We start from the raw sequence: 20,265 nt of genomic DNA on the forward strand, positions 1-20,265 counted from the left end.
ATCGAGGTCATCGACGAGGCGGTGATACTCCCCGAACTCGCCGCCGCCTAAGCTAGAACAGCTGACCCGCACGGTGTCGAGAAACTCCACCACTCAGCGGGACGTGACCGTCGGTTGGTTGGTTGGTCCGATTAGGCGGGTTGTCGTGGGCGGAAGTTCTGGTCGAACAGGGCCGTCCAGGGTTTCTCACAGTGCCAGTGCTCGGGCAGGTGCAGCGTAGTGCGCCGCGGGGAGGAGGAGATCCAGGCGGGGACGCTGACCAGCTTCCGGGGGATCGGTGCGGTGGTCGCTCGTGCGAGACCCTTTTCAGCGATCGTTGCGTCGGCGGGGCAGTCCCAAACGCCACGACGCACAGGACGAACCACGCTGCATCGGCGCTAACACGCCTATATACAGGTGCGCCAAAACGCTGCTTGTGAGACTTGTCGGAACCCCGTTTTCATGTTCCACCGAGCCGGATTCACCGAAATCGTCGCACCTCCCGAACCCGCCCCATGATGAAACAGGCGCTCATGCAGCGGCGCGCTTGGTGAACTCCGCACCTTTCTATTACGTCATACCTTCTTCAGTAGATCATTTCCCCAGTTCATCAGCGAGTATCGCCATCGTGAGTGCTCGATATCAGAATCCGGTCCCTGTGCCTTGTGCCGCTTCACGTAGCTGACCACCTTATGCATGTGTTCGACATCGGACGCAGTCAGATCGGCTTTCTTCGTTCCAAGAATTGTCACGATCCTGCGACCGGACTTGTGCCCGATGGACTCTCCGCTGCCATCGATTTTTTGTCCGACCTCCTTGGATTCGTCCGTGTCGAGCCACGATTCGATCTCACTGGCGGTCATCGTGACCGCGTCTTTCCAGTCATCCCAGATCTCATCGACATCGTTCTGCTTATCTGCCATAAATCCATCATTGCGGTGATGATGCGCGGCAACAAGGGTCGTTCAGGCTTTGCGTGTGATCTCAACTTTCACGAAGTAGGGTCGAGCCACACATTCAATCTCTGAACCCGTCTGCACGAATGTTGGCGAGTAGGGCTTGCGTCAATTCCTCAAACGGTTCGATCCGTTCGAGGAAGAACTCTCAGCCCCCGTTACCCAAAGTCGTAGCTCCGTACGAGATATTAGGTGAACGAGCGTTCCAACTATTCTCGACGCCGATCTCGCTTGCCGCTTTGCCGGATTCGTCCCGGTCTATATTGATCAGGGACAATGGCACCCACGGCGAATCTCCGTCGGCGGTGCCAAACCACTGCCATTGCTCGTCCGGGTAATGGACACCGGAATCTAGGTTGAGCACGTAAGTCTGCGTCGCACGATTTAGGACTGCGTGTGTGACTGGCTCTCCCAGTGGGTGCCAGCCCTTGCTGGCGGAGAGCCGAACTGCCGAGGATTTGCCGTCCAGGACGTGCGGCGTTGATGTTTGCTGTTCGCCGGGGCTGCAGGCGGGGCATTCATAACCTCTGCCAACAAGTGATGCTGCCTCGCTTGCGTCGAATCGCTGTTTGATGCGGTGCGCGCATCTAGGGTGGACGGCATGGGGCGGATACGGGCATTTCGATGGATTGGCGCGATCGGGATTCCGGTCGCTTTGTTGGGCGGATGCGCGTTTGCGTCCAATCCTGTTTCGTCGCCACCAACGCCCACCTCAAGCTCGCCGATTACATCCGCCCCCGCCGAAACGCCTGAGCTGAGCGAGTTCGAGCAGCAACTGCCTCTCAGCGGGGAGTTCGTCTCGCAGGCAGCAGAAACCACCGGCACCGTCGATATCCAGCGCCGGGAGGGCGGTTCGGTTTGGATCGTGCTCGAGAACTTCCGGACCGGAGACGAGACGGACCTTCGTCTGTACCTGAAGCAGGACGCACTGGTTCAGGATGCAGGGGGCCACTGGGGCTCCTCCGAGGACGGTTACGAGATTGCCTCGATTGATCCAGGAGCATCGACCCAGGAGATTGAGGTCCCCGGCGCGTGGGACATGCCGGCAATGTACACACTCACGGTCGGGGCCTATCTCCCGCCCGATTACCCGGCACTTGGCTCTGCCGCACTCGGCTGAAACCGACCCGCTGGAAGCGGCGCTGGATCTGATGCCGCGTGGAGTCATGCGGTGCCCGAATCGTCAATCACGTGGCCGTGGGCTGGACAGCAGAAATTACTGAAGTGTCTCGTTACCTGAGCGTGAACGGGACGTTCGATGTCTCGGGCCGTGTTCGTTGGAAGGTCTTTGGTGAATTAGGCCATCCTGAATGCATGGCGCACAGAAACTGGTTGTCGATGTGGGTGGCTGTAGTGGTTCTGGCTTCCCTCAGCGCCTGTTCTTATGTTCCGCCGGTCGAGGCCGCGATCGAGATCAGAAGGGCGGTGTTGGTCCCGTACCCGAGGCCGACCGTGTAAACGATGGTATCGCTTGCCGCGGCTCGAGTTCGAAGTCTGTGGTCATCGATTGATACACCGATGCTGAATGGTCGAAGTCCACAACAGCAGCCTGATCCCCGGTTTGCAGAGAATCGACGAAGGACTTCGAGGCCGTCTTGCAGGCCCCACCAGGGTCATTCCACGACATCGATCCCGAGGAGTCGAGTGTGAGGACTACGTCGATATTCGCTGACGCATTGCCTCCGCGTGGGGTCGCTATCTCGCTGGCCCGGATGGCGTCGAACTCGTCGACATCGACAATGACAAATTGTGAAGTCGAAGTGGCTGGACCAGCAGTCGCCAACGTCTGAGAGAAGCGGGAGCCCGAAACTGCTTTGCCTTCGGGGTTCCCGGCTCCAGCGCCAGAGGGGCATCGATCTCGATCGGCGGGGCTCGCTCGCCCGGCACTTCATTGAGGCGCTCGTCGTCAGAGACGCTTAGGCTCACGGACAGCACGGCCTTGCCGAGTCCGCGGGCTTCACATGTTGCAGCGGATTCGACGGCAAGGACATTCTTCGAAAAAGCTGTCGTCACCGTCAGCGATGCCGTTTGCGTTCGAGCGGCGGTCGTCAGGGCGACAGCGGGTCACACTACTCAGAGTCCCGTGAATTCGCAGAAGTGAGCTGTTCTAAACCTTCAGCCACCTGAGTCCACCGCAGGGCACTCGCTCACTGCTGGCGCAGAAGAGCAAGGAATTCGTCGGCCATTGCGAGCTGATCCCGCAGACCCTGGCGCCGCTCCTCGGCCTGTGCGATGAAGGACTCCAGGTCTGACCTCACGGCGGCAATGTCGGCACCCTCGATGGCGCCGTCCAGTGTGTCGATGGTCTTGAGGAGCGACATCATTTCTTCAAGCGAGAAGCCCAGCGGCTTCATGCGCCGGATCAGGATCAACCGGGCCAGATCTTCGTCCGTGTAGAGGCGGAAGCCGCCATCGGTCCGGCCTGAGGCCCTGAGCAAACCGATTTCGTCGTAGTGGCGGATGGTTCGCAGTGACAGTCCGGTGCGTTCGGCCAGTTCGCCGATATGCATAGTTGCCGTTGGCTCAGTCGATGACATGGCGGGACCTCTCATGCGTGGACTCGAACATAACCCTAACGTTAGGGTTGAGTTGTGATCGTCGGCTGACAATGTGTGACAGCCCACCATCCATCCTCGCCGTATCGGCGGATGATTGTGCGCACCGGGCGCACCCCTTCCCCTTCCCCTTCCCCTTCCCCTTCGCCCTATTCTGGCCCGCCACCGCGAGCCCCGTCCCTGGAGGCCCCATGGCACTCGCTCAAAAATCCCCCCCGCCCGACCGTTACAAAGCCGAACCATCGGTGATGACAGCACTTCGAACTCCGCGGCTCCTCACCCGAGAAGTTCTCGCCGGCCTCGTCGTCGCGATGGCGCTGATCCCGGAAGCGATCTCGTTCTCCATCATCGCTGGCGTCGACCCACGGGTTGGACTGTTTTCGTCCTTCGTGATGGCCGTATCCATTGCGTTCCTCGGCGGCCGCCCCGCGATGATCACCGCCGCAACGGGAGCCATCGCCCTAGTGATCGCCCCGGTAGCACGCGAGTACGGCATGGATTATTTCATCGCCACGGTCATCCTGGCCGGGCTCCTGCAGGTGATCCTGGGCGTGCTGGGTGTGGCCAAGCTCATGCGTTTCATCCCGCGCAGCGTCATGGTCGGATTCGTGAACGCCTTGGCCATCCTCATCTTCATCGCACAGTTGCCGCATTTGCTCGGGGTGCCGTTCATGGTGTACCCGCTGGTGGCGATCGGAATCATCATCATGGTCATCATGCCCCGGTTCACCAAGATTATCCCCGCCCCGTTGGTCGCCATCGTGGTGCTGACCATCGCAACCGTCACCATCGCAATCAACGTGCCCACCGTCGGCGACCAGGGCGAACTGCCCAAGAGCCTCCCCGAACTCTTCATCCCAAACGTTCCCCTCAACGCAGAGACGCTCACGATCATCGCCCCCTACGCGCTGGCCATGGCCATGGTCGGCATCCTCGAGTCCCTCATGACGGCCAAACTCGTCGACGAGGTCACCGACACCCACTCCCACAAGACCCGCGAAACCTGGGGTCAAGGCGTCTCCAACATGCTCTCCGGCTTCTTCGGCGGCATGGGCGGGTGCGCCATGATCGGCCAGACCATGATCAATGTGAAGGCCTCCGGCGCCCGAACCCGCATCTCCACGTTCCTTGCCGGCGTATTCCTGCTGATCCTGGTCGTCGCTCTCGGCGATGTCGTCGCCATCATCCCCATGGCCGCCCTGGTGGCCGTGATGATCATCGTCTCGGTGCTGACCTTCGACTGGCACAGCATCCGTCTGTCCACACTTCAGAGGATGCCAAAAAGCGAAACTACGGTCATGGTCGCCACAGTCGCCGTGGTCGTAATTACCCACAACCTCGCCATCGGCGTAGTCGTCGGGGTTCTCGTGGCAATGGTCGCCTTCGCCCGCCGGGTGGCGCACGTCGTAGACGTTGAACGCAGCTTGTCCAATGATGAGTCTGTCCCGACTGCGTACTACACCGTGACCGGCGCGCTCTTTTTCGCGTCAAGCAACGACCTCACCACCCAGTTCGAGTACGCAGAAGACCCGGACCGCATCGTCATCGACATGGCCGCCTCCCACATCTGGGACGCCTCCACCGTCGCAGCCCTCGACTCCATCACGAACAAATATGAACGTCTCGGCAAACGCGCCGTGATCGTGGGTATGAACGATGCCAGCACCAATATCCACGCCCGCCTCGCCGGCAACCTCGGCGGAGGTCACTGACCCCACCGGCTGAGCAGCATCCCTCGTCGACTCCCCGCCGCGGCGTAGACAAGTTCGCGAGAGGTGGAGGAGTCGGCGAGGACGTGAGCGGTGTTCGCGGTCATGCCTTGGACCCGGTGAATGGGAACGGGTCCCCCATCCGCCCCTTGCCATAGAGTGACACTTGAGTTTTACTGGATGACATCAGCATCCGCACGAGAACCGGGAGAGCACCCATGGCCGAGTCGTCCACCCGAACCGTGGAACGAGCCCTCGACCTGCTCGCCGTGATCTGCGACGCCGACGGGCTCACGCTCTCGGAGAGCTCACGCGCCGTCGCCCTCGCACCGAGCACCGCCCTGCGCCTGCTGCGCACGCTCGAGACCCGCGGCTTCGTGCACAAGACCGACGACGGCGCCTACCTGCCGGGCAGCCGCATCATCCAGCTCGGCGCGCAGTCGCTCAGCAGCGAGTCGCTGGTCACCCTCTCCCGCCCGGCCATGGAGCGGCTCGTCGCCGAGACCGGCGAGTCCGTCTACCTCAGCGTCGAGGGCCACAACGCCACCGGGCTCTACATCGCCATCGTCGAGGGCACCCACTCGGTGCGGCACACGAGCTGGGTCGGCCGCACCGTGCCGCTCGAACGCTCCGCGGCCGGGCAGGTGCTCACCGGGCATACCCCGGAGACCGGCTACGTGGTCGTCGAACGCGGCGTCGAAACGGATGTCACGGCCCTGGCCGCGCCGATCCGTTCGGAGGCCAGAACAATCGCCGCCCTGAGCCTGGTCATCCCGAGCTACCGGGTGGAGACCGCGGACATCCGTCGCTACGGCCCGCTGCTGGTTCAGGCTGCCGGGCATGTGTCCGCCGGTCTCAGCCGTGCCGTCCCCAACCTCCCTACGGACTGATCGACCCCGAATCGCCCGAACCCCCGAACCCCCTAGGAGACAGTGATGTCCGAATCCCGCCCCGTGCGCGCCGCCCGCGGCACCAAGTTGACCGCGAAGAGCTGGCAGACCGAGGGCCCGCTGCGGATGCTGATGAACAATCTCGACCCCGAGGTGGCCGAGCACCCGGAGAACCTGGTGGTCTACGGCGGCACGGGCAAGGCCGCCCGCAACTGGGAGGCCTATGACGCCATCGTTCGCACGCTCACCACGCTGGAAAAGGACGAGACGCTGCTGGTGCAGTCCGGCAAGCCGGTCGGCGTGTTCCGCACGCATGAGTGGGCGCCGCGGGTGCTGATCGCCAACTCCAACCTGGTCGGCGATTGGGCGACCTGGCCGGAGTTCCGCCGCCTCGAGGCCCTCGGCCTGACGATGTACGGCCAGATGACGGCGGGTTCGTGGATCTACATCGGCACCCAGGGCATCCTGCAGGGCACGTATGAGACCTTCGCCGCCGTGGCCGCAAAGATCGCCGCCCGTGAGGGCGGGCCTCACAAACACAGTGGCGGCACCCTGGCCGGCACGCTCACCCTCACCGGTGGGGCCGGCGGCATGGGCGGCGCGCAACCACTGGCCGTGACCATGAACGGCGGCGCCGTTCTGATCGTCGACGTCGACGAGTCCCGGCTACTGCGCCGGGTCGAGCATGGCTATCTCGACGAACTGGCACCCACCCTCGACGACGCCATCGCCCGGGTACTCGCGGCGAAGAACGAGAAGCGCGCCCTCTCCGTGGGCGTGGTCGGCAACGCGGCGACCGTGTTCGCCGAGCTGCTGGAGCGGCGGGTGCCGATCGACATCGTCACCGACCAGACCAGCGCGCACGACCCGCTGGCCTACCTGCCGGAGGGTGTCACTGCGGAGGAGTGGCACGACTACGCGGCCGCGAAGCCCGAGGATTTCACCGAGCGCGCCCGGGCATCCATGGCCAAACAGGTCACCGCGATGGTGGGCTTCCAGGATGCCGGTGCCGAGGTCTTCGACTACGGCAACTCGATCCGGGCGGAGGCGGAGCTCGGCGGCTGCGCGCGGGCGTTCGATTTTCCCGGGTTCGTGCCCGCATACATCCGCCCGCTGTTCGCCGAGGGCAAAGGCCCGTTCCGCTGGGTGGCGCTCTCGGGCGACCCGGCCGACATCGCGGCGACCGACCGGGCCATCGTGGAGCTGTTCCCCGAGGACGAGCACCTGCGCCGCTGGATCACGAAGGCGCAGAACACCGTGCACTTCGAGGGCCTGCCCGCCCGGATCTGCTGGCTCGGCTACCAGGAACGGCACCGGGCCGGCCTGAAGTTCAACGAGATGGTGGCGTCGGGCGAGCTGAGCGCGCCGATCGTGATCGGCCGCGACCACCTCGACTCCGGCTCGGTCGCCTCGCCCTACCGGGAGACCGAGGCCATGCTGGACGGGTCGGATGCGATCGCCGACTGGCCGCTGCTGAACGCGCTGCTGAACACGGCGTCGGGCGCCACCTGGGTGTCGATCCACCACGGCGGCGGCGTCGGGATCGGCCGCAGCATCCACGCCGGCCAGGTGATCGTGGCCGACGGCACCCCCCTGGCCGCCGAGAAGATCGCCCGGGTGCTCACCAACGACCCCGGCACCGGCGTGATGCGGCACGTCGACGCCGGGTATCAGCGGGCCGAGGAGGTGGCCCGGGAGCGCGGCCTGCGCGTGCCGATGTGGGAGTCGGAGTGAGTGGGGTGTGCGCATGAGCGAGCTCGCCCACGGAATGCTCGCCGGACTCGCCGAGATCGCCGACACCGGGCGGGACTCCCGCCGCGGCGGCTACTCCCGGCACCTCTGGCAGGGTGCCGACCTCGAGCTGCGGACCTGGTTCGCCCTGCGCGCCGAGCGCCTCGGGCTCAACGTCGAGACCGACCGTAACGGCAACCTCTGGGCCTGGTGGGGAGAGCCGGGGCCGGATGCCGTGGTCACGGGCAGCCACCTGGATTCCGTTCCCGGCGGCGGCGCCTACGACGGCCCCCTCGGCGTGGTCAGTGCGCTCGAGGCCGTGGCGCGGCTGCGGGCATCCGGGTTCACGCCGTCCCGCCCCTGCGCTGTGCTCGTCTGCGCCGAGGAGGAGGGCTCCCGATTCGGGATCGCCTGCCTAGGCTCCCGGCTGCTGACCGGCGGCATCGACGCCGACCGGGCCCGCGCACTCATCGACGCCGACGGGATCACCCTGGCCCAGGCTGCCCGCCGCGCCGGGCTCGACCCTGCGCACCTCGGCGCCGACCGGGACGCCCTGGCCCGAATCGGCCTCTTCATCGAGCTGCACGTGGAGCAGGGCCGCGGCCTGGTCGACCTCGGCCGGCCCGTGGCGGTGGCGTCGTCGATCCTCGCGCACGGGCGCTGGCGCCTCACCGTGACCGGCCAGGGCAACCACGCCGGCGCCACCCCGATGGAAGACCGCCGCGACCCGCTCGTGGCCGCCGCCCGCGCGATCGTCGCCGTGCAGGATGCCGCCGGGAACCACCCCGGCGCGCGCGCCACGGTCGGCCGTTTGGAGGTGGTGCCGGGCGGGACCAACGTGATCGCGTCATCCGTGCACGCCTGGCTCGACGCCCGCGCGCCCACCGACGCCGAGACCCGCGACCTGGTCGCCGCAATCGAGGCGGCCGTCGGCGAGGCCGCCCTGGTGAACGGATGCTCCGTGGCCGTCACCGAGGAGTCCTGGACCGGAACGGTGACGTTCGACCCCGAGCTCGTGGGACGATTCCGGTCGGTGCTCGGCGGTGACGCCCTCGTTCCGGCCCTGCCGACGGGCGCCGGGCACGATGCAGGTGTGCTCGCAGCGAGCGTGCCGAGCGCCATGCTCTTCGTGCGAAATCCCACCGGCGTCTCGCACTCCCCCGAGGAATTCGCCGAGGTGGGCGACTGCGTCGCCGGGATCGACGCCCTGGAGACCCTGCTGCGGAGCCTGCTGTGAGCGCGCGCGGGGTCGAGGCTGGGGCTGGACAGTCGGGGACACCGGTGGCCACCTACTGGTGCGAGCTGGCGCTGGTCGACGGGGCTGCCCTGCCCGGCGTGCGGCTGGAGGTGGGCACGGACGGGCGCCTTCAGGCTGTCACACCGCGCTCCGAGCCGCGGCCCGGTGACGTGCGGCTCGGCACCGTGCTGCCGGGGCTGGCCAACGCGCACTCGCACGCCTTCCACCGGGCATTGCGGGGCCGCACCCACGACGCCGGCGGCGACTTCTGGCAGTGGCGGGAGGCCATGTACCAGGTGGCCGCCGGCCTCGACCCCAAGCAGTACTTCCTGCTGGCACGGGCGGTGTTCGCCGAGATGCTGGCCTCCGGTTTCACGGCAGTCGGCGAGTTCCACTATCTGCATCACCGGCCGGGCGGCTCCCGATACCCCGCCGAACACGCCATGGAACTGGCGTTGGCGGCCGCGGCACGGGAGGTGGGCATCCGTCTGGTGCTGCTCGACACGCTCTACCTCGACGGCGGGATCGGGATGCCCCTCACCCCCGCGCAGCGCGCCTTCGGCGACGGATCGGCGGCCGCCTGGCTGGCCCGGTGGCACTCGCTGCGCGCGGCGCTCGGCCGTGCTGCCACGGCCGATGACGGCGACGGCTCCCCTGCTGACAGCCAGGCCGACATCCAGGCCGGCACGGATGCCCGCGTCACCCTGGGCGCGGCGATCCATTCGGTGCGGGCGGTGTCCCCGACCGCGATCCGGGAGGCGCTCGCCGGGCTGCCCGATGCCGTTCCACTGCACATCCACCTGTCGGAGCAGCCTCAGGAGAACGCGGACTGCCGGGCCGCCTACGGCCGGACCCCAACCGAGGTGCTGGCCTGGATCGGGGCGCTCGCTCCGCGGCTGAGCGTCGTGCACGCCACGCACCTCACCGACGAGGATGTGGCGCTGATCGGGACATCCGGGGCCTCGGTTGTGATCTGCCCGACCACGGAAGCCGACCTCGGCGACGGGATCGGGCCGGCCCTGGCGTTGCAGCGGGCCGGCGCGCGGATAGCCCTCGGCTCGGACCAGAACGCCGTCATCGACCCGCTGCTCGAGATGCGCGGCCTGGAGGCCGGCGAGCGCCTGGCATCGGGCCGGCGCGGCCGGTTCACGCCCGCCGAACTGCTCGTGGCCGCTTCGGACCACGGCTATGCCGCGCTCGGACTCGGCCGGCAGCGCCTCATCCCCGGTGACCTGTGCGACCTCGTGGAGGTGGCGAGCGACAGCATCCGCACAGCCGGATCGTTGCCGGAGCAGCTGCCGCTGACCGCAACGGCCGCCGACGTGCGCCGGGTGATCGTGGGCGGACGCGTCGTCGCCGACTCCGGGGTGCTGGTGGGTGGCGCGGGCGGGCCTGGCGGGCGCCCGCCGAGCACGCTGCAACCCGAGCTGCGACCCGAGATCCTGCTGCGCGACGCCCTCGCCGCGCTCGACGGCACCGCCGCGCTCGCGTCAGGAGAACGACCATGACCCCCGAACCGACCGAGCTGATCACCGGTATCCGGGAACTGACCACGCAGGCGGACGGCGCCCCGCGCCTCGCCGACGCCGCCCTCGTGATCGAGGGCGGCCGCATCGCGTGGATCGGACCGGCGTCCGCGGCACCGGCGGCCGATGTCCGCACGGATGCCGGCGGCCGGGCCGCTCTGCCCGGCTGGGTCGACAGCCACACCCACCTGGTGTTCGCGGGCGACCGGGCCGCGGAATTCGAGGCCCGGATGGGCGGGCAGCCCTACGCGGCGGGGGGAATCCTGACCACCGTGGCTGCCACTCGCGCCGCAACCGAGGCGCAGCTCACGGCCGCGGCGGCCCGGCTGCGGCGAGAGGCGGAGGCGCAGGGCACCACGTTCCTCGAGAGCAAGACCGGCTACGGCCTCGACCTGGCGAGCGAGGCGCGGTCGGCTCGGGTGGCGGCATCCGTCGCCGATGTCGTCACATTCCTCGGTGCGCATATCGTGCCGCCGGGCATCGACCGGCGCGACTACCTGGACCTGGTCACCGGGCCGATGCTCGCCCTGGTGGCTCCGCACGCACAGTTCGTCGACGTGTTCTGCGAGGTCGGGGCGTTCGATGTGGCGGAGAGCCGGGAGGTGCTGCTGGCCGGCCGCGCCGCCGGCCTCGGCCTGCGCCTGCACGGCAACCAGCTGGGATTCAGCGGCGGGGTGCGCCTCGCGGTGGAGCTCGGCGCGGCAAGCGTCGACCACTGCAACCACCTCGAGCCGGCGGACCTCGACGCCCTCGCCGCCTCAGCCACCGTGGCCACCCTCCTGCCCGCCTGCGACCTCTCCACGCGGCAGCCGTTCCCGCCGGCCCGGCGACTGCTCGACGCAGGCGCGAGCATCGCCCTGGCCACCAACTGCAATCCGGGCAGCTCCTACACGACGTCGATGGCGTTCTGCGTGGCCACCGCGGTGCTACAAATGGGTCTGACGATCGAGGAGGCGGTGTGGGCGGCGACCCGCGGCGGAGCCCGGGCTCTCGGCCGCGACACGGGAACGGACGCGGTCGGAGCCCTGCGCGTGGGCGGGCGGGCCGACCTGCAGGTGCTTGACGCGCCATCCGTCGCTCATCTCGCCTACCGCCCCGGCGTGCCGCTGACCTGGGCGGTCTGGCGGCAGGGTGTGCGGGCCGGCCGCCGCGGCCCATCACCGCTCCCGGCCTGACCGGGGGATTCCCGCCTCGCGCCCTCACTGTCCCCTCTCCCTCGCCGTCCCCCTCCAACCCACCCCGTCGTGCATGACTCCTGCACATTGCTCAATCACTCATCGGGCACCCCCGGAATTCCGCGGATGTCCGGCGCCGGTCCCGAGAAATCGCAGGAGTTATGCACGCGAGGCATTGAAGACCACCTCCCGGGCCAGGACACTCCGTCGCCGGACAGCCAGCCAGCCGACGTCCAGGCAGCTCGCCGGCCGGCCAGGAGCCCACCCGCCCGTGGCCAACTCAGGAGAATGGCTGGCTTCGTCACCACGCCCCCTGCAATTCCGCGGCACCGCGACCCGATGAGCAGCCGACTCGCCGGATCTCCTGAGTTAGCCACACGCCGGAGGAGCCGACGCAGCGGCGCGGCCCGGGTGGAGTCCTCGAACGGCTTTAGAATGACCGGCATGGACGTTTATACCTGGCTCAACCTGGCGCTCGTGCTGCTGTTCGTGCTCATCGGCGGCGTGTTCGCAGCGACCGAGTTGGCGTTGGTGTCCCTGCGCGAGAGCCAGCTGCGCGCGCTGGAACGCGAAAGCACCCGTGGCAAAACGGTCGCCCACCTGGCCCGGGACCCGAACCGGTTTCTGGCGGCCGTGCAGATCGGCGTCACCGTCGCCGGATTCCTGTCCGCCGCCTACGGTGCCTCCACGCTGGCGCCCGACCTCGCCCCACTGCTGGTGGTACTCGGGCTGTCGAAAGGCGCCGCGGACACGCTTGCCTTGGTCGGTCTGACGCTCCTCGTCGCCTACCTCTCCCTGGTGTTGGGGGAACTCGTGCCGAAGCGATTCGCGCTGCAGAAGGCCAGCAGCTTCGCGCTCGCGCTCGCGCCACCGCTCCAGGTCTTCGCGACCCTGATGCGCCCCGTGATCTGGCTGCTGTCCGTCTCGACGAACGCCGTTGTGCGGCTCCTGGGCGGAGACCCGCACGCCCGGAGCGAGCTCGTGTCTGATGAGGAGTTGCGCGACCTCGTCGACGCACACGAGGGCCTCGAGGTCGAGGAACGGCACATCCTGAGTGAAGTGCTCGACGCCACCAACCGGCTGGTCAAGGAGGTGATGCGCCATCGCGGAGACGTCGACTTCCTGGTCGGCAAGCAGACGATTCCCGCCGCCCTGGAGGAGATCCGGTCGCTGCCGCACTCGCGCTACCCGGTGATCGGCCGCTCAATCGACGAGGTGCTGGGCTTCGTACACGTGCGCGATCTCCTGGACCCCGACGCTCACCCCGGCGCGACGACCGTAGCCGAGGTGGTGCGGGCCATCGTCTTCCTTCCCGGCACCAATCGCATCCTGCCGGCCATGACCCAGCTGCGCCGTGCCGGCGTGCACATCGCGATCGTCGTCGACGAATACGGCGGCACCGACGGTATCGTGACTCTCGAGGATCTCGTTGAGGAGCTCGTGGGTGAGATCCACGACGAATACGACCTGCCTGTGCCCGAGGGACACTCCGACGAGAACGGCCAGGCCCGGCTGGCGGATGGCGGCCTGAATATCGAAGACTTCACGGATGCCACAGGAGTCGAACTCGAGGACGGCCCCTATGAGACCGCGGCCGGCTTCGTGACCTACCGGCTCGGACGCATGCCCCAGGTGGGCGACACCGTCTCGGCCGGGGACTACCAGTTGCGGGTCGCCGCTCTCGACGGGCTGCGCGTCAGCGTCATCGAGGTCGGTGCCGGCTGAGCGAGGAATCCGCGTGACCACTGCGCCTGGCCACACCGCCTGACCGCTCATGGGGCCGCTTCCCTTCAGGAAAGAGCGGCGCGCCGGCTTTCCAGCCGCAGTTCGAGTTCGCTCATCACCAGAGCGGCAAGGTCGGTGAGGGTGCGGAGCTCGGGCGCGGTGATGGCGCGCGGTCGGAAGTCGATAACGCACAGGGTGCCGAGGTTGTAACCGTTCCGGGTCGTCAGGGGTACTCCGGCATAAAACTGCAGGCCGAATTCCTCGGCCACGAGTGGGTTTGCGAGCGCGCGCGGGTCGGTGCGGGCATCCTCTACCACCCAGGGTCCCTCGGACATGATGGCCGAGGCACAGAGGCCCGGATCGCGGGGGATCTCCTCGAGGTCGAGGCCGTGATGCGATTTGAACCAGATACGGTCGGTGTCGACGATACTGACGATCGCGATCGGCACATCGCACAACCGGGCGGCGAGCGCGGCAATCCGGTCGAAGGCGCCGTCGGCGGGAGTGTCGAGAATGTCGAGGCGCGCGACCTCGTGCAGCCGTGCGGGTTCGTCGCTGACGAGGTGATCCACGGCACTACGATGGCGGCCGGTTTCCGCGATAACAGCCTGGTGCAGAGCGAGCACCACCTCCGCGGTCGGCGGGCGCTGCTCCGGCTTGCGGGCCAGCATGGTCGACAGAAGGTGCCGCCACTCCGGGGCGAGTTCCTGCGGGATGGCAGGGTCGCGCTGGAGTCTGGCCAGGGCCGACGGGATCGGCTCCCCGGGGAACGCCGTCTCACCGGTGAAGCATTCCAGGAGCACGAGCCCCAACGCATAGATGTCGCTCGCCGGGCCGAGGTTCTCTCCCCGGGCCTGCTCCGGACTGAGATAGGCGGCCGTGCCCGTCGTCATCCCCTGGGTGGTCACCCGCGCGCTGTCCGGGAACAGGGCGATGCCGAAATCGGTCAGCCGCGCGCGCGCTCGGGAATCCGAGCTGTATTCCGCGAGGAGGATGTTCGCCGGTTTGATATCACGGTGGATGACGCCGCGCCCGTGGATGTAGTCGAGCCCCTCCGCCAGGTCGTAACCGATCTGGGCGATGTGCCGCGTCGACATCGGATCCCGGTCGAGTCGCTGACGCAGGTTGACGCCGTCCACGAGCTCCATCACAAGGAAGATCTGCGGGTGGTCCGCCTCGGTCCGGTCCACACCGACGTCGAACAGGGTGACAATGCTGTGGTGGTTCAGGCTTGCCAGCACGTTGATCTCGGCTTGCTGGCGCTGAATATTGGGCACGTCGGTGGCGCGAAGTTCGAAGATCTTGATCGCCACGTCCCGACCCAGACGCTCGTCGGTGGCCCGGTAGACCGAGGCCATTCCGCCGCGGCCGATCAGGTCCTTAACCCGGTAGCGTGCCTCCAGGAACTTCGGAAATTGCGTGGTCATCAGACCCCCCTTTGGAAATGAGTCTAGGTCAGCTTCGCGGGGGATGTTACACATCTTTGGCCCGCGCCCGTGTCCCTGGGCGACAACGCCCAGGCAGTGTGAAACTGGGGCTATGACGGTGATGCGGGGTCGAGGGCGGTCAATGGCAGTCGGACTGGGGTGCGCGGCGGCGTTGGTGCTGGCCGGATGCGCGGGGCCGGGTTCACCCCCGACCGGCGATGTCTCGCCGCCCGGTTCGACCCCGACGGCAGCTTCGACCCCGACCTCCCCAGCCACGCAGTCCTCGACACCCGCTCCCGCCGATTCGGCCTCCGCCGGCACCTGCGGTCCGAACCAACTGGCGCTGTCGCTGCAATCGAGGCCTCAGGACAGCGGCATGGGCAACTTCTACTGGGACCTGCGCCTCACGAACACCGGCCCGGCGGCGTGCACGGTCGAGGGCTACCCGGTGACGACTCTGGTCGGCGCGGCCCCGAATGTGCCGGTCGGGTCCGCTTCCGACACCGAGCCGGGACGCTGGTACCCGGTGGCGGTCCTCGCGTTGGCGCCCGGGACATCCGCGTACAGCCTGCTGCACCTCGGCCAAGCCGGCGCGTGCGGCTGTCCCCTCGTGCCGGTCGGCGCCCTCGACGTGACGCTGCCCGGCTGGGACACCGCGAGCCGGGTGGCCACGCCGAACCCGATCGAGGGCTGTGACGACGACAGCACCGTGCTCGTGCGCACCGGCCCGCTGGCCCCGGCCCCGGTCAGCTTCTAGAGCCGGGCCGGCTTCGGCCGCACGGTGGCCAACTCAGGAGATCCGGGGCAGGCCGCGGCATCCGTTGCCTGATTCCGGGGGCAGGGGCTGCAGCCGACACAGGTTTTCCTGAGTTAGCCGCAGCGTTGCGTGCACAACCCCGGCGAATGCGCGCCGCTCGGCCCGGCGGATGCGCGGAAACATACGGCCGTTCGCCGCGCGGCTCACACTGTGCAGAAGTCAGGCACGGGACACGTCGGAGATGGCGCCGGCGGATGCGCGCAGCTCGCGCCGCTCGGCCCGGCGCTCCCGGCCGCCCTCGACCAGGAAGTACAGCACGGGCAGCACCACCAGGGTCAGCACGGTCGAGGAGACCAGCCCGCCGATGACAACGAGGGCCAGCGGCTGCGAGATGAAACCGCCCGTTCCGGTGAGGCCGACCGCCATCGGCAGCAGCGCGAATATCGTGGCGAGCGCGGTCATCAGGATCGGGCGCAGACGACGGGACGCACCGTTGACCAGCGCCTCCCGCACCGACTGCCCGCGACGCCGGTACTGGTTGACCAGGTCGATCAGCACGATGGCGTTGGTCACGACGATGCCGATCAGCATCAGCACGCCGATCAGCGAGGGCACACCCAGCGGGATGCCGGTGATCACCTGCAGGGCGATCGCGCCGGTCGCCGCGAACGGCACCGACACCAGCAGCAGCAGTGGCTGCAGCAGCGACCGGAAGGTCGCCACCATCACGATGTAGACGATCAGGATGGCGATCAGCAGCGCGAGCCCGAGCTGCGCGAACGCCTCGGTCTGGTCGGCGGTGACCCCGCCGAGCGTCGCCGTCGCGCCCTCCGGCAAAGCGGTGTCGGCCAGGGCTGCCGTCATCTGCGCGTTAGCCGCACCCAGGTCGTCGATGCTGGGGGTGGCGGACACGGTCGCCGTGCGCAGCCCCTTCGTCGTGGTGAGGGTGGACGGACCCTCGACCTGCTCGACCCTGGCCAGGGTGTCCAGGGCAACCGGTCCGGCCAGGGTCGGGATACTCAGGGCCGCGAGCTCGGCCGTCGTCGTCGGCGGAGCCTCGGACTGCAGGTAGACCGACAGGGTCGTCTCGTCGATCACGATGGATCCGATCACGCTCGGCTGCATGGCCTGCGACACCAGTGCGCCCAGGGCGAGCTCGCTCAGGCCCACGGCACCCGCGGCATCCCGGTCGACGGTCACCGCGATGTAGGGGCGTGAGGCCGCCAGATTGCTTGAGCTCTCCTTGATCGCGTCGAGGTCCTCCACGGAGGCGAGCACCGCGTCGGTGGCCCTCTGCAGGTCGGCGTTCGTGGCCGCGGTCACATCCACGGCGATATCGGATGTCCCGCCGAACCCTCCGCCGGACGAGATCGAGAATTCTCCGCTTCCGTTCAGGGCCGTGAGCTGGTCTCGCACGACATCCTGAACCTCGTCGGGGTTGGCCTCCCCGTCGGTGGTGATCGAGTAGGTCACGGTGTTTGACGACACGCCGCCGCCGAATGCGGCCAGGGCGTTGCCGCCACCGATGGAGACCTGCACGATTTCGACGCCGTCGGTGCCGCGAAGGGACTTCTCGGCGGCCGTGGAGGCGTCGTCCTGAGCTGCGAGGCTGGTGCCCACCGGCAGTGTCTGGGTGACTTGGAAGGTGGTCTGCCCGGTCGAGCCGAGGAAGTTGATCTTCATATAGGGAACCAGGGCCACCGTGCCGCCCAGAACGAGCACCGCGACCAGGAGTGTCGCGACGGCGTGGTTCAGGGTCCAGCGGATGACCGGGAGGTAGCCGGTCTGAAGGCGGCTCGGGCGCTCCTCGGGTGGGGCGTCCGCGCTGCCGTTGTGGCGGGTGCGGCGCGAGGTGGTGGGCTCGACGCTGACGGTGGGCGAGCCTGTCGAGACCTCCGCAGTAAGGGCCAGGGGGGTTTCGACGAGCTCAACCACCGGGGCGGGCGCGACCGCCCTGGCCGGCCGCAGGAACCAGTATGCGAGCACGGGCACGATGGTCAGAGACACCAGCAGCGACGCGAGCAGGGCGATCGAGACGGTTAGCGCGAACGGCCGGAACAGTTCCCCGGTCGAGCCGCCGACGAACGCGATCGGCAGGAACACGGTGACGGTGGTGATGGTGGATGCCGTGATCGCCCCGGCCACCTCGCGCACCGCGCGCACGATGGTCGCGGCGCGGTCGGCGCCCTCGACCAGGTTGCGGGTGATGTTCTCGATCACCACGATGGAGTCGTCTACGACGCGCCCGATCGCGATGGTGAGGGCGCCGAGGGTGAGGATGTTCAGCGAATAGCCCACGCCCTGCAGGCCGATGAAGGTGATCAGCACCGAGGTCGGGATCGAGATCGCCGTGACCAGGGTCGCCCGCACCGAGAGCAGGAACACGAGGATCACGAGAACGGCGAAGATCAGTCCGAGCAGGCCCTCTTCGGTGAGCGCGTCGATCGATTCCTGGATGAACGGAGCCTGGTCGAAGACGACCGTGAAGGTCGCGCCGGGGACCGCCGCCTCCAGCTGGGGCAGGATCGCGCGCACGGCCTCGGACACGTCGACCGTGTTCGCTGCGGGCACCTTGGTGACCGCGATGGTCAGGGCCGGCTGCCCGTCGACACGGGAGATGCTCGCGACCGGGTTCTCGCCGAGGGCGACGTTGGCGACGTCGCCGATGGTGGTCAGACCCGCGCCGGGCACCGGGGCGAGGATCGGAAGCGCCGCGATGTCCTCGGCCTCGCCGAGCTTCGAGCCGGTCTGCACCGAGAGGGTGGTGTCGTCTTCGGTCAGCGAACCGGCCGGGATCAGCGACCCGTTCTGTTCCAGCGCACTGCGGATGCCCTGGCTGGTCAGGCCGCGTTCGGCCAGCTTCGCGGCATCCGGCGTGATGGTCACGCGGCGGCCGACGTCGCCGACCAGGGCTGCCTCGCGCACGCCCTGCACATCACGGATGTCGCCCAGTACGCTGCGCTTGAGGTCGTCGGCGAGGGTGTCGCGGTCGCCGCCGGACACGGCGAGGGAGAGCACCGGGAAGTCGTCGATGCTGCCGGAGAGCACCTGCGGGTCGAGGTTCTCAGGCATGGTCGACTTGATGCGGTTGATGGCCTGGCTGATGCGCGATTCGGCCTTGACCAGGTCGGTGCCGTAGGTGAACGTGGCGCTGACCAGCGACGCGTTGGTGCTGCTGGTCGTCGAGGTGGATTCGAGCCCGGGGATGCCCTGGATCGCCGTCTCGATCGGCGTCGACACGTCGTCGTTGACGACCTCGGGCGAGGCGCCCGGGTAGCTCGTCGAGACCACCAGTTGCGGCAGCTGCAGGGAAGGGATCAGCTCCTGCTTGAGGCTGGTCAGGGCGAGGCTGCCGAAAACGGCGACGACGATGGTGATCAGCGCGATCAGCGCCCGGTTCTTCATGCTCAAGACAGCGAGAAAATGCACCCGTTCAGTATCTCATTGCAGGGTGTGCAGACTTCCCTGCCCGGGGCATCCGTCGGGCCGAGGCAGGCGGAGGGGCGTACCCTCGGCCGCAAGACGCACCATCAACCCGAACGACAAGGAGCAATTATGTCTGTGGCACGCGTAACAACACTCAGCATCCGGTCCGACAGATCCTTCGAGGATGCCGTCGCCGTCGGCATCGCCCGGGCGAGCAAGACCCTGCGCGGGGTCTCCGGCGCCTGGGTCAAGGAACAGAAGGTGGAGGTGACAGACGGTGAGATTACCTCGTACGACGTCGTGATCGAAGTCACCTTCGTTCTCGACGACTAGGCACGGTCTGCGCACGAGCGGCCGGCCCGACAGGTCGCCGGCGGCGCGGAAGGCGGCATCCGCGACGCCGGGCCGGGTCGGCCTGGCAACTTGATAACGGGCCGATAGTGCAATTGGATGTACTTCCATGACCCGTCGCCTCGTCCAGCTCCTCATCGGCCTCTTCCTCTACGGCTTGGGGATCGCGCTGATTGTGCGCGGCGAGATCGGCGTGGCCCCGTGGGACGTCCTCACCCAGGGCATATCCGGCCGCACCGGCCTCGGTTTTGGGTTGGTCACCATCCTGATCAGCGGCGTCGTGCTGCTGCTCTGGATCCCGCTGCGCCAGAAGCCGGGCGTGGGCACCGTGCTGAACGCCCTGCTCGTCGGGCCGGCGGCGGATGTCGGCCTCTGGCTGATCCCGACGGGGCAGGATTTGTGGGTGCGCATCCTGCTGTTCGCGGCCGGGCTTCTGGTGCTGGCGATCGCTACCGGCCTCTATATCGGCGCGCATTTCGGCCCCGGCCCGCGCGACGGGCTGATGACGGGCCTGCACCAGCGCACCGGCTGGCGCATCTGGATCGTGCGCACGGGCATCGAGGTGACCGTGCTCAGCATCGGCTGGGCGCTCGGCGGCAACGTGGGCATCGGCACGGTGCTCTTCGCCGTGCTCGTCGGCCCGCTCTGCCACTGGACGATCCCGTTCTTCGCGATCACCCTGCCCCAGAACGACGACGCCCGGCTCGAGGAGACCCTCGAGGGTTCCGTGCCGCCCTCCGAGCCCTCGATCGACAGCCCCGCGAACTGACTCCGGCGCCGAATCGGGCTTCCACCCGCCAATACATTGTTGAACAATCTGT

General features: G+C 67.8%; 15 protein-coding genes. 11 read left to right on the forward strand and 4 right to left on the reverse strand.

Annotated elements, in window-relative coordinates; genetic code table 11:
• Nucleotides 1-554 precede the first annotated feature (554 nt).
• Nucleotides 555-902: a DUF3140 domain-containing protein gene (locus tag E3N86_RS04130; protein WP_134511384.1), complete on the reverse strand. Its 348-nt coding sequence runs from the start codon at nt 900-902 to the stop codon at nt 555-557.
• A 634-nt stretch (nt 903-1,536) separates the two neighbouring features.
• On the opposite strand from E3N86_RS04130, the gene E3N86_RS04135 reads away from it, so the two are divergent.
• Complete coding sequence (locus tag E3N86_RS04135; protein WP_134511385.1) at nt 1,537-2,055, forward strand: hypothetical protein; 519 nt, start codon at nt 1,537-1,539, stop codon at nt 2,053-2,055.
• A 1,027-nt stretch (nt 2,056-3,082) separates the two neighbouring features.
• Here the strand turns inward: E3N86_RS04135 and E3N86_RS04140 are convergent.
• Nucleotides 3,083-3,445 (reverse strand): MerR family transcriptional regulator, encoded by a 363-nt coding sequence (locus tag E3N86_RS04140; protein ID WP_233191505.1) that lies wholly within the window; start codon nt 3,443-3,445, stop codon nt 3,083-3,085.
• A gap of 236 nt (nt 3,446-3,681) precedes the next feature.
• Between E3N86_RS04140 and E3N86_RS04145 the strand changes: the two genes are divergently transcribed.
• The 7 genes from E3N86_RS04145 to E3N86_RS04175 all read left to right on the forward strand — a co-directional run bounded on the left by E3N86_RS04145 (nt 3,682) and on the right by E3N86_RS04175 (nt 13,483).
• Nucleotides 3,682-5,202, forward strand: a complete 1,521-nt coding sequence (locus E3N86_RS04145) for a SulP family inorganic anion transporter (RefSeq protein WP_134511386.1) — start codon at nt 3,682-3,684, stop codon at nt 5,200-5,202.
• A 215-nt stretch (nt 5,203-5,417) separates the two neighbouring features.
• Nucleotides 5,418-6,089, forward strand: a complete 672-nt coding sequence (locus E3N86_RS04150; RefSeq protein ID WP_134373516.1) for an IclR family transcriptional regulator — start codon at nt 5,418-5,420, stop codon at nt 6,087-6,089.
• A gap of 45 nt (nt 6,090-6,134) precedes the next feature.
• A complete protein-coding gene (hutU, locus tag E3N86_RS04155) occupies nt 6,135-7,823 on the forward strand; it encodes a urocanate hydratase (RefSeq protein ID WP_134511387.1) in 1,689 nt (562 codons plus the stop codon).
• 13 nt (nt 7,824-7,836) lie between these two features.
• Nucleotides 7,837-9,057, forward strand: a complete 1,221-nt coding sequence (locus tag E3N86_RS04160) for an allantoate amidohydrolase (RefSeq protein ID WP_198411554.1) — start codon at nt 7,837-7,839, stop codon at nt 9,055-9,057.
• Entirely contained in the window at nt 9,054-10,565 is a 1,512-nt protein-coding gene (locus E3N86_RS04165; RefSeq protein WP_241985938.1) for a formimidoylglutamate deiminase, read from the forward strand. Before E3N86_RS04160 ends, E3N86_RS04165 begins: the two co-directional genes overlap by 4 nt.
• A complete protein-coding gene (hutI, locus tag E3N86_RS04170; RefSeq protein WP_104193947.1) occupies nt 10,562-11,758 on the forward strand; it encodes an imidazolonepropionase in 1,197 nt (398 codons plus the stop codon). Before E3N86_RS04165 ends, hutI begins: the two co-directional genes overlap by 4 nt.
• A gap of 444 nt (nt 11,759-12,202) precedes the next feature.
• A complete protein-coding gene (locus E3N86_RS04175) occupies nt 12,203-13,483 on the forward strand; it encodes a hemolysin family protein (protein WP_134511388.1) in 1,281 nt (426 codons plus the stop codon).
• 65 nt (nt 13,484-13,548) lie between these two features.
• Here E3N86_RS04175 and E3N86_RS04180 read toward each other — a convergent pair whose 3' ends face one another.
• Nucleotides 13,549-14,910: a protein kinase gene (locus tag E3N86_RS04180; RefSeq protein WP_104102667.1), complete on the reverse strand. Its 1,362-nt coding sequence runs from the start codon at nt 14,908-14,910 to the stop codon at nt 13,549-13,551.
• 142 nt (nt 14,911-15,052) lie between these two features.
• Between E3N86_RS04180 and E3N86_RS17585 the strand changes: the two genes are divergently transcribed.
• Nucleotides 15,053-15,667, forward strand: a complete 615-nt coding sequence (locus E3N86_RS17585; protein WP_166784998.1) for a DUF4232 domain-containing protein — start codon at nt 15,053-15,055, stop codon at nt 15,665-15,667.
• Between the two features lie 219 nt (nt 15,668-15,886).
• Here E3N86_RS17585 and E3N86_RS04190 read toward each other — a convergent pair whose 3' ends face one another.
• Nucleotides 15,887-19,096, reverse strand: coding sequence for an efflux RND transporter permease subunit (locus E3N86_RS04190; RefSeq protein WP_134511390.1), 3,210 nt, complete (start codon nt 19,094-19,096; stop codon nt 15,887-15,889).
• Between the two features lie 126 nt (nt 19,097-19,222).
• Between E3N86_RS04190 and E3N86_RS04195 the strand changes: the two genes are divergently transcribed.
• Nucleotides 19,223-19,426 (forward strand): dodecin family protein, encoded by a 204-nt coding sequence (locus tag E3N86_RS04195; protein ID WP_104102676.1) that lies wholly within the window; start codon nt 19,223-19,225, stop codon nt 19,424-19,426.
• Between the two features lie 127 nt (nt 19,427-19,553).
• A complete protein-coding gene (locus tag E3N86_RS04200) occupies nt 19,554-20,213 on the forward strand; it encodes a YitT family protein (protein WP_166784770.1) in 660 nt (219 codons plus the stop codon).
• Nucleotides 20,214-20,265: the final 52 nt, after the last annotated feature.

This window comes from Cryobacterium sp. Hz7 (genome assembly GCF_004402815.1).
In the GTDB taxonomy this organism is placed as follows: Bacteria; Actinomycetota; Actinomycetes; order Actinomycetales; family Microbacteriaceae; genus Cryobacterium; species Cryobacterium sandaracinum.

Bases quoted from the DNA above. Each gene is read 5' to 3' on its own strand.
- E3N86_RS04130 (WP_134511384.1), bottom strand. From the start codon at position 902: ATGGCAGATAAGCAGAACGATGTCGATGAGATCTGGGATGACTGGAAA.
- E3N86_RS04135 (WP_134511385.1), top strand. From the start codon at position 1,537: ATGGGGCGGATACGGGCATTTCGATGGATTGGCGCGATCGGGATTCCG.
- E3N86_RS04140 (WP_233191505.1), bottom strand. From the start codon at position 3,445: ATGCATATCGGCGAACTGGCCGAACGCACCGGACTGTCACTGCGAACC.
- E3N86_RS04145 (WP_134511386.1), top strand. From the start codon at position 3,682: ATGGCACTCGCTCAAAAATCCCCCCCGCCCGACCGTTACAAAGCCGAA.
- E3N86_RS04150 (WP_134373516.1), top strand. From the start codon at position 5,418: ATGGCCGAGTCGTCCACCCGAACCGTGGAACGAGCCCTCGACCTGCTC.
- hutU (WP_134511387.1), top strand. From the start codon at position 6,135: ATGTCCGAATCCCGCCCCGTGCGCGCCGCCCGCGGCACCAAGTTGACC.
- E3N86_RS04160 (WP_198411554.1), top strand. From the start codon at position 7,837: ATGAGCGAGCTCGCCCACGGAATGCTCGCCGGACTCGCCGAGATCGCC.
- hutI (WP_104193947.1), top strand. From the start codon at position 10,562: ATGACCCCCGAACCGACCGAGCTGATCACCGGTATCCGGGAACTGACC.
- E3N86_RS04175 (WP_134511388.1), top strand. From the start codon at position 12,203: ATGGACGTTTATACCTGGCTCAACCTGGCGCTCGTGCTGCTGTTCGTG.
- E3N86_RS04180 (WP_104102667.1), bottom strand. From the start codon at position 14,910: ATGACCACGCAATTTCCGAAGTTCCTGGAGGCACGCTACCGGGTTAAG.
- E3N86_RS17585 (WP_166784998.1), top strand. From the start codon at position 15,053: ATGGCAGTCGGACTGGGGTGCGCGGCGGCGTTGGTGCTGGCCGGATGC.
- E3N86_RS04195 (WP_104102676.1), top strand. From the start codon at position 19,223: ATGTCTGTGGCACGCGTAACAACACTCAGCATCCGGTCCGACAGATCC.
- E3N86_RS04200 (WP_166784770.1), top strand. From the start codon at position 19,554: ATGACCCGTCGCCTCGTCCAGCTCCTCATCGGCCTCTTCCTCTACGGC.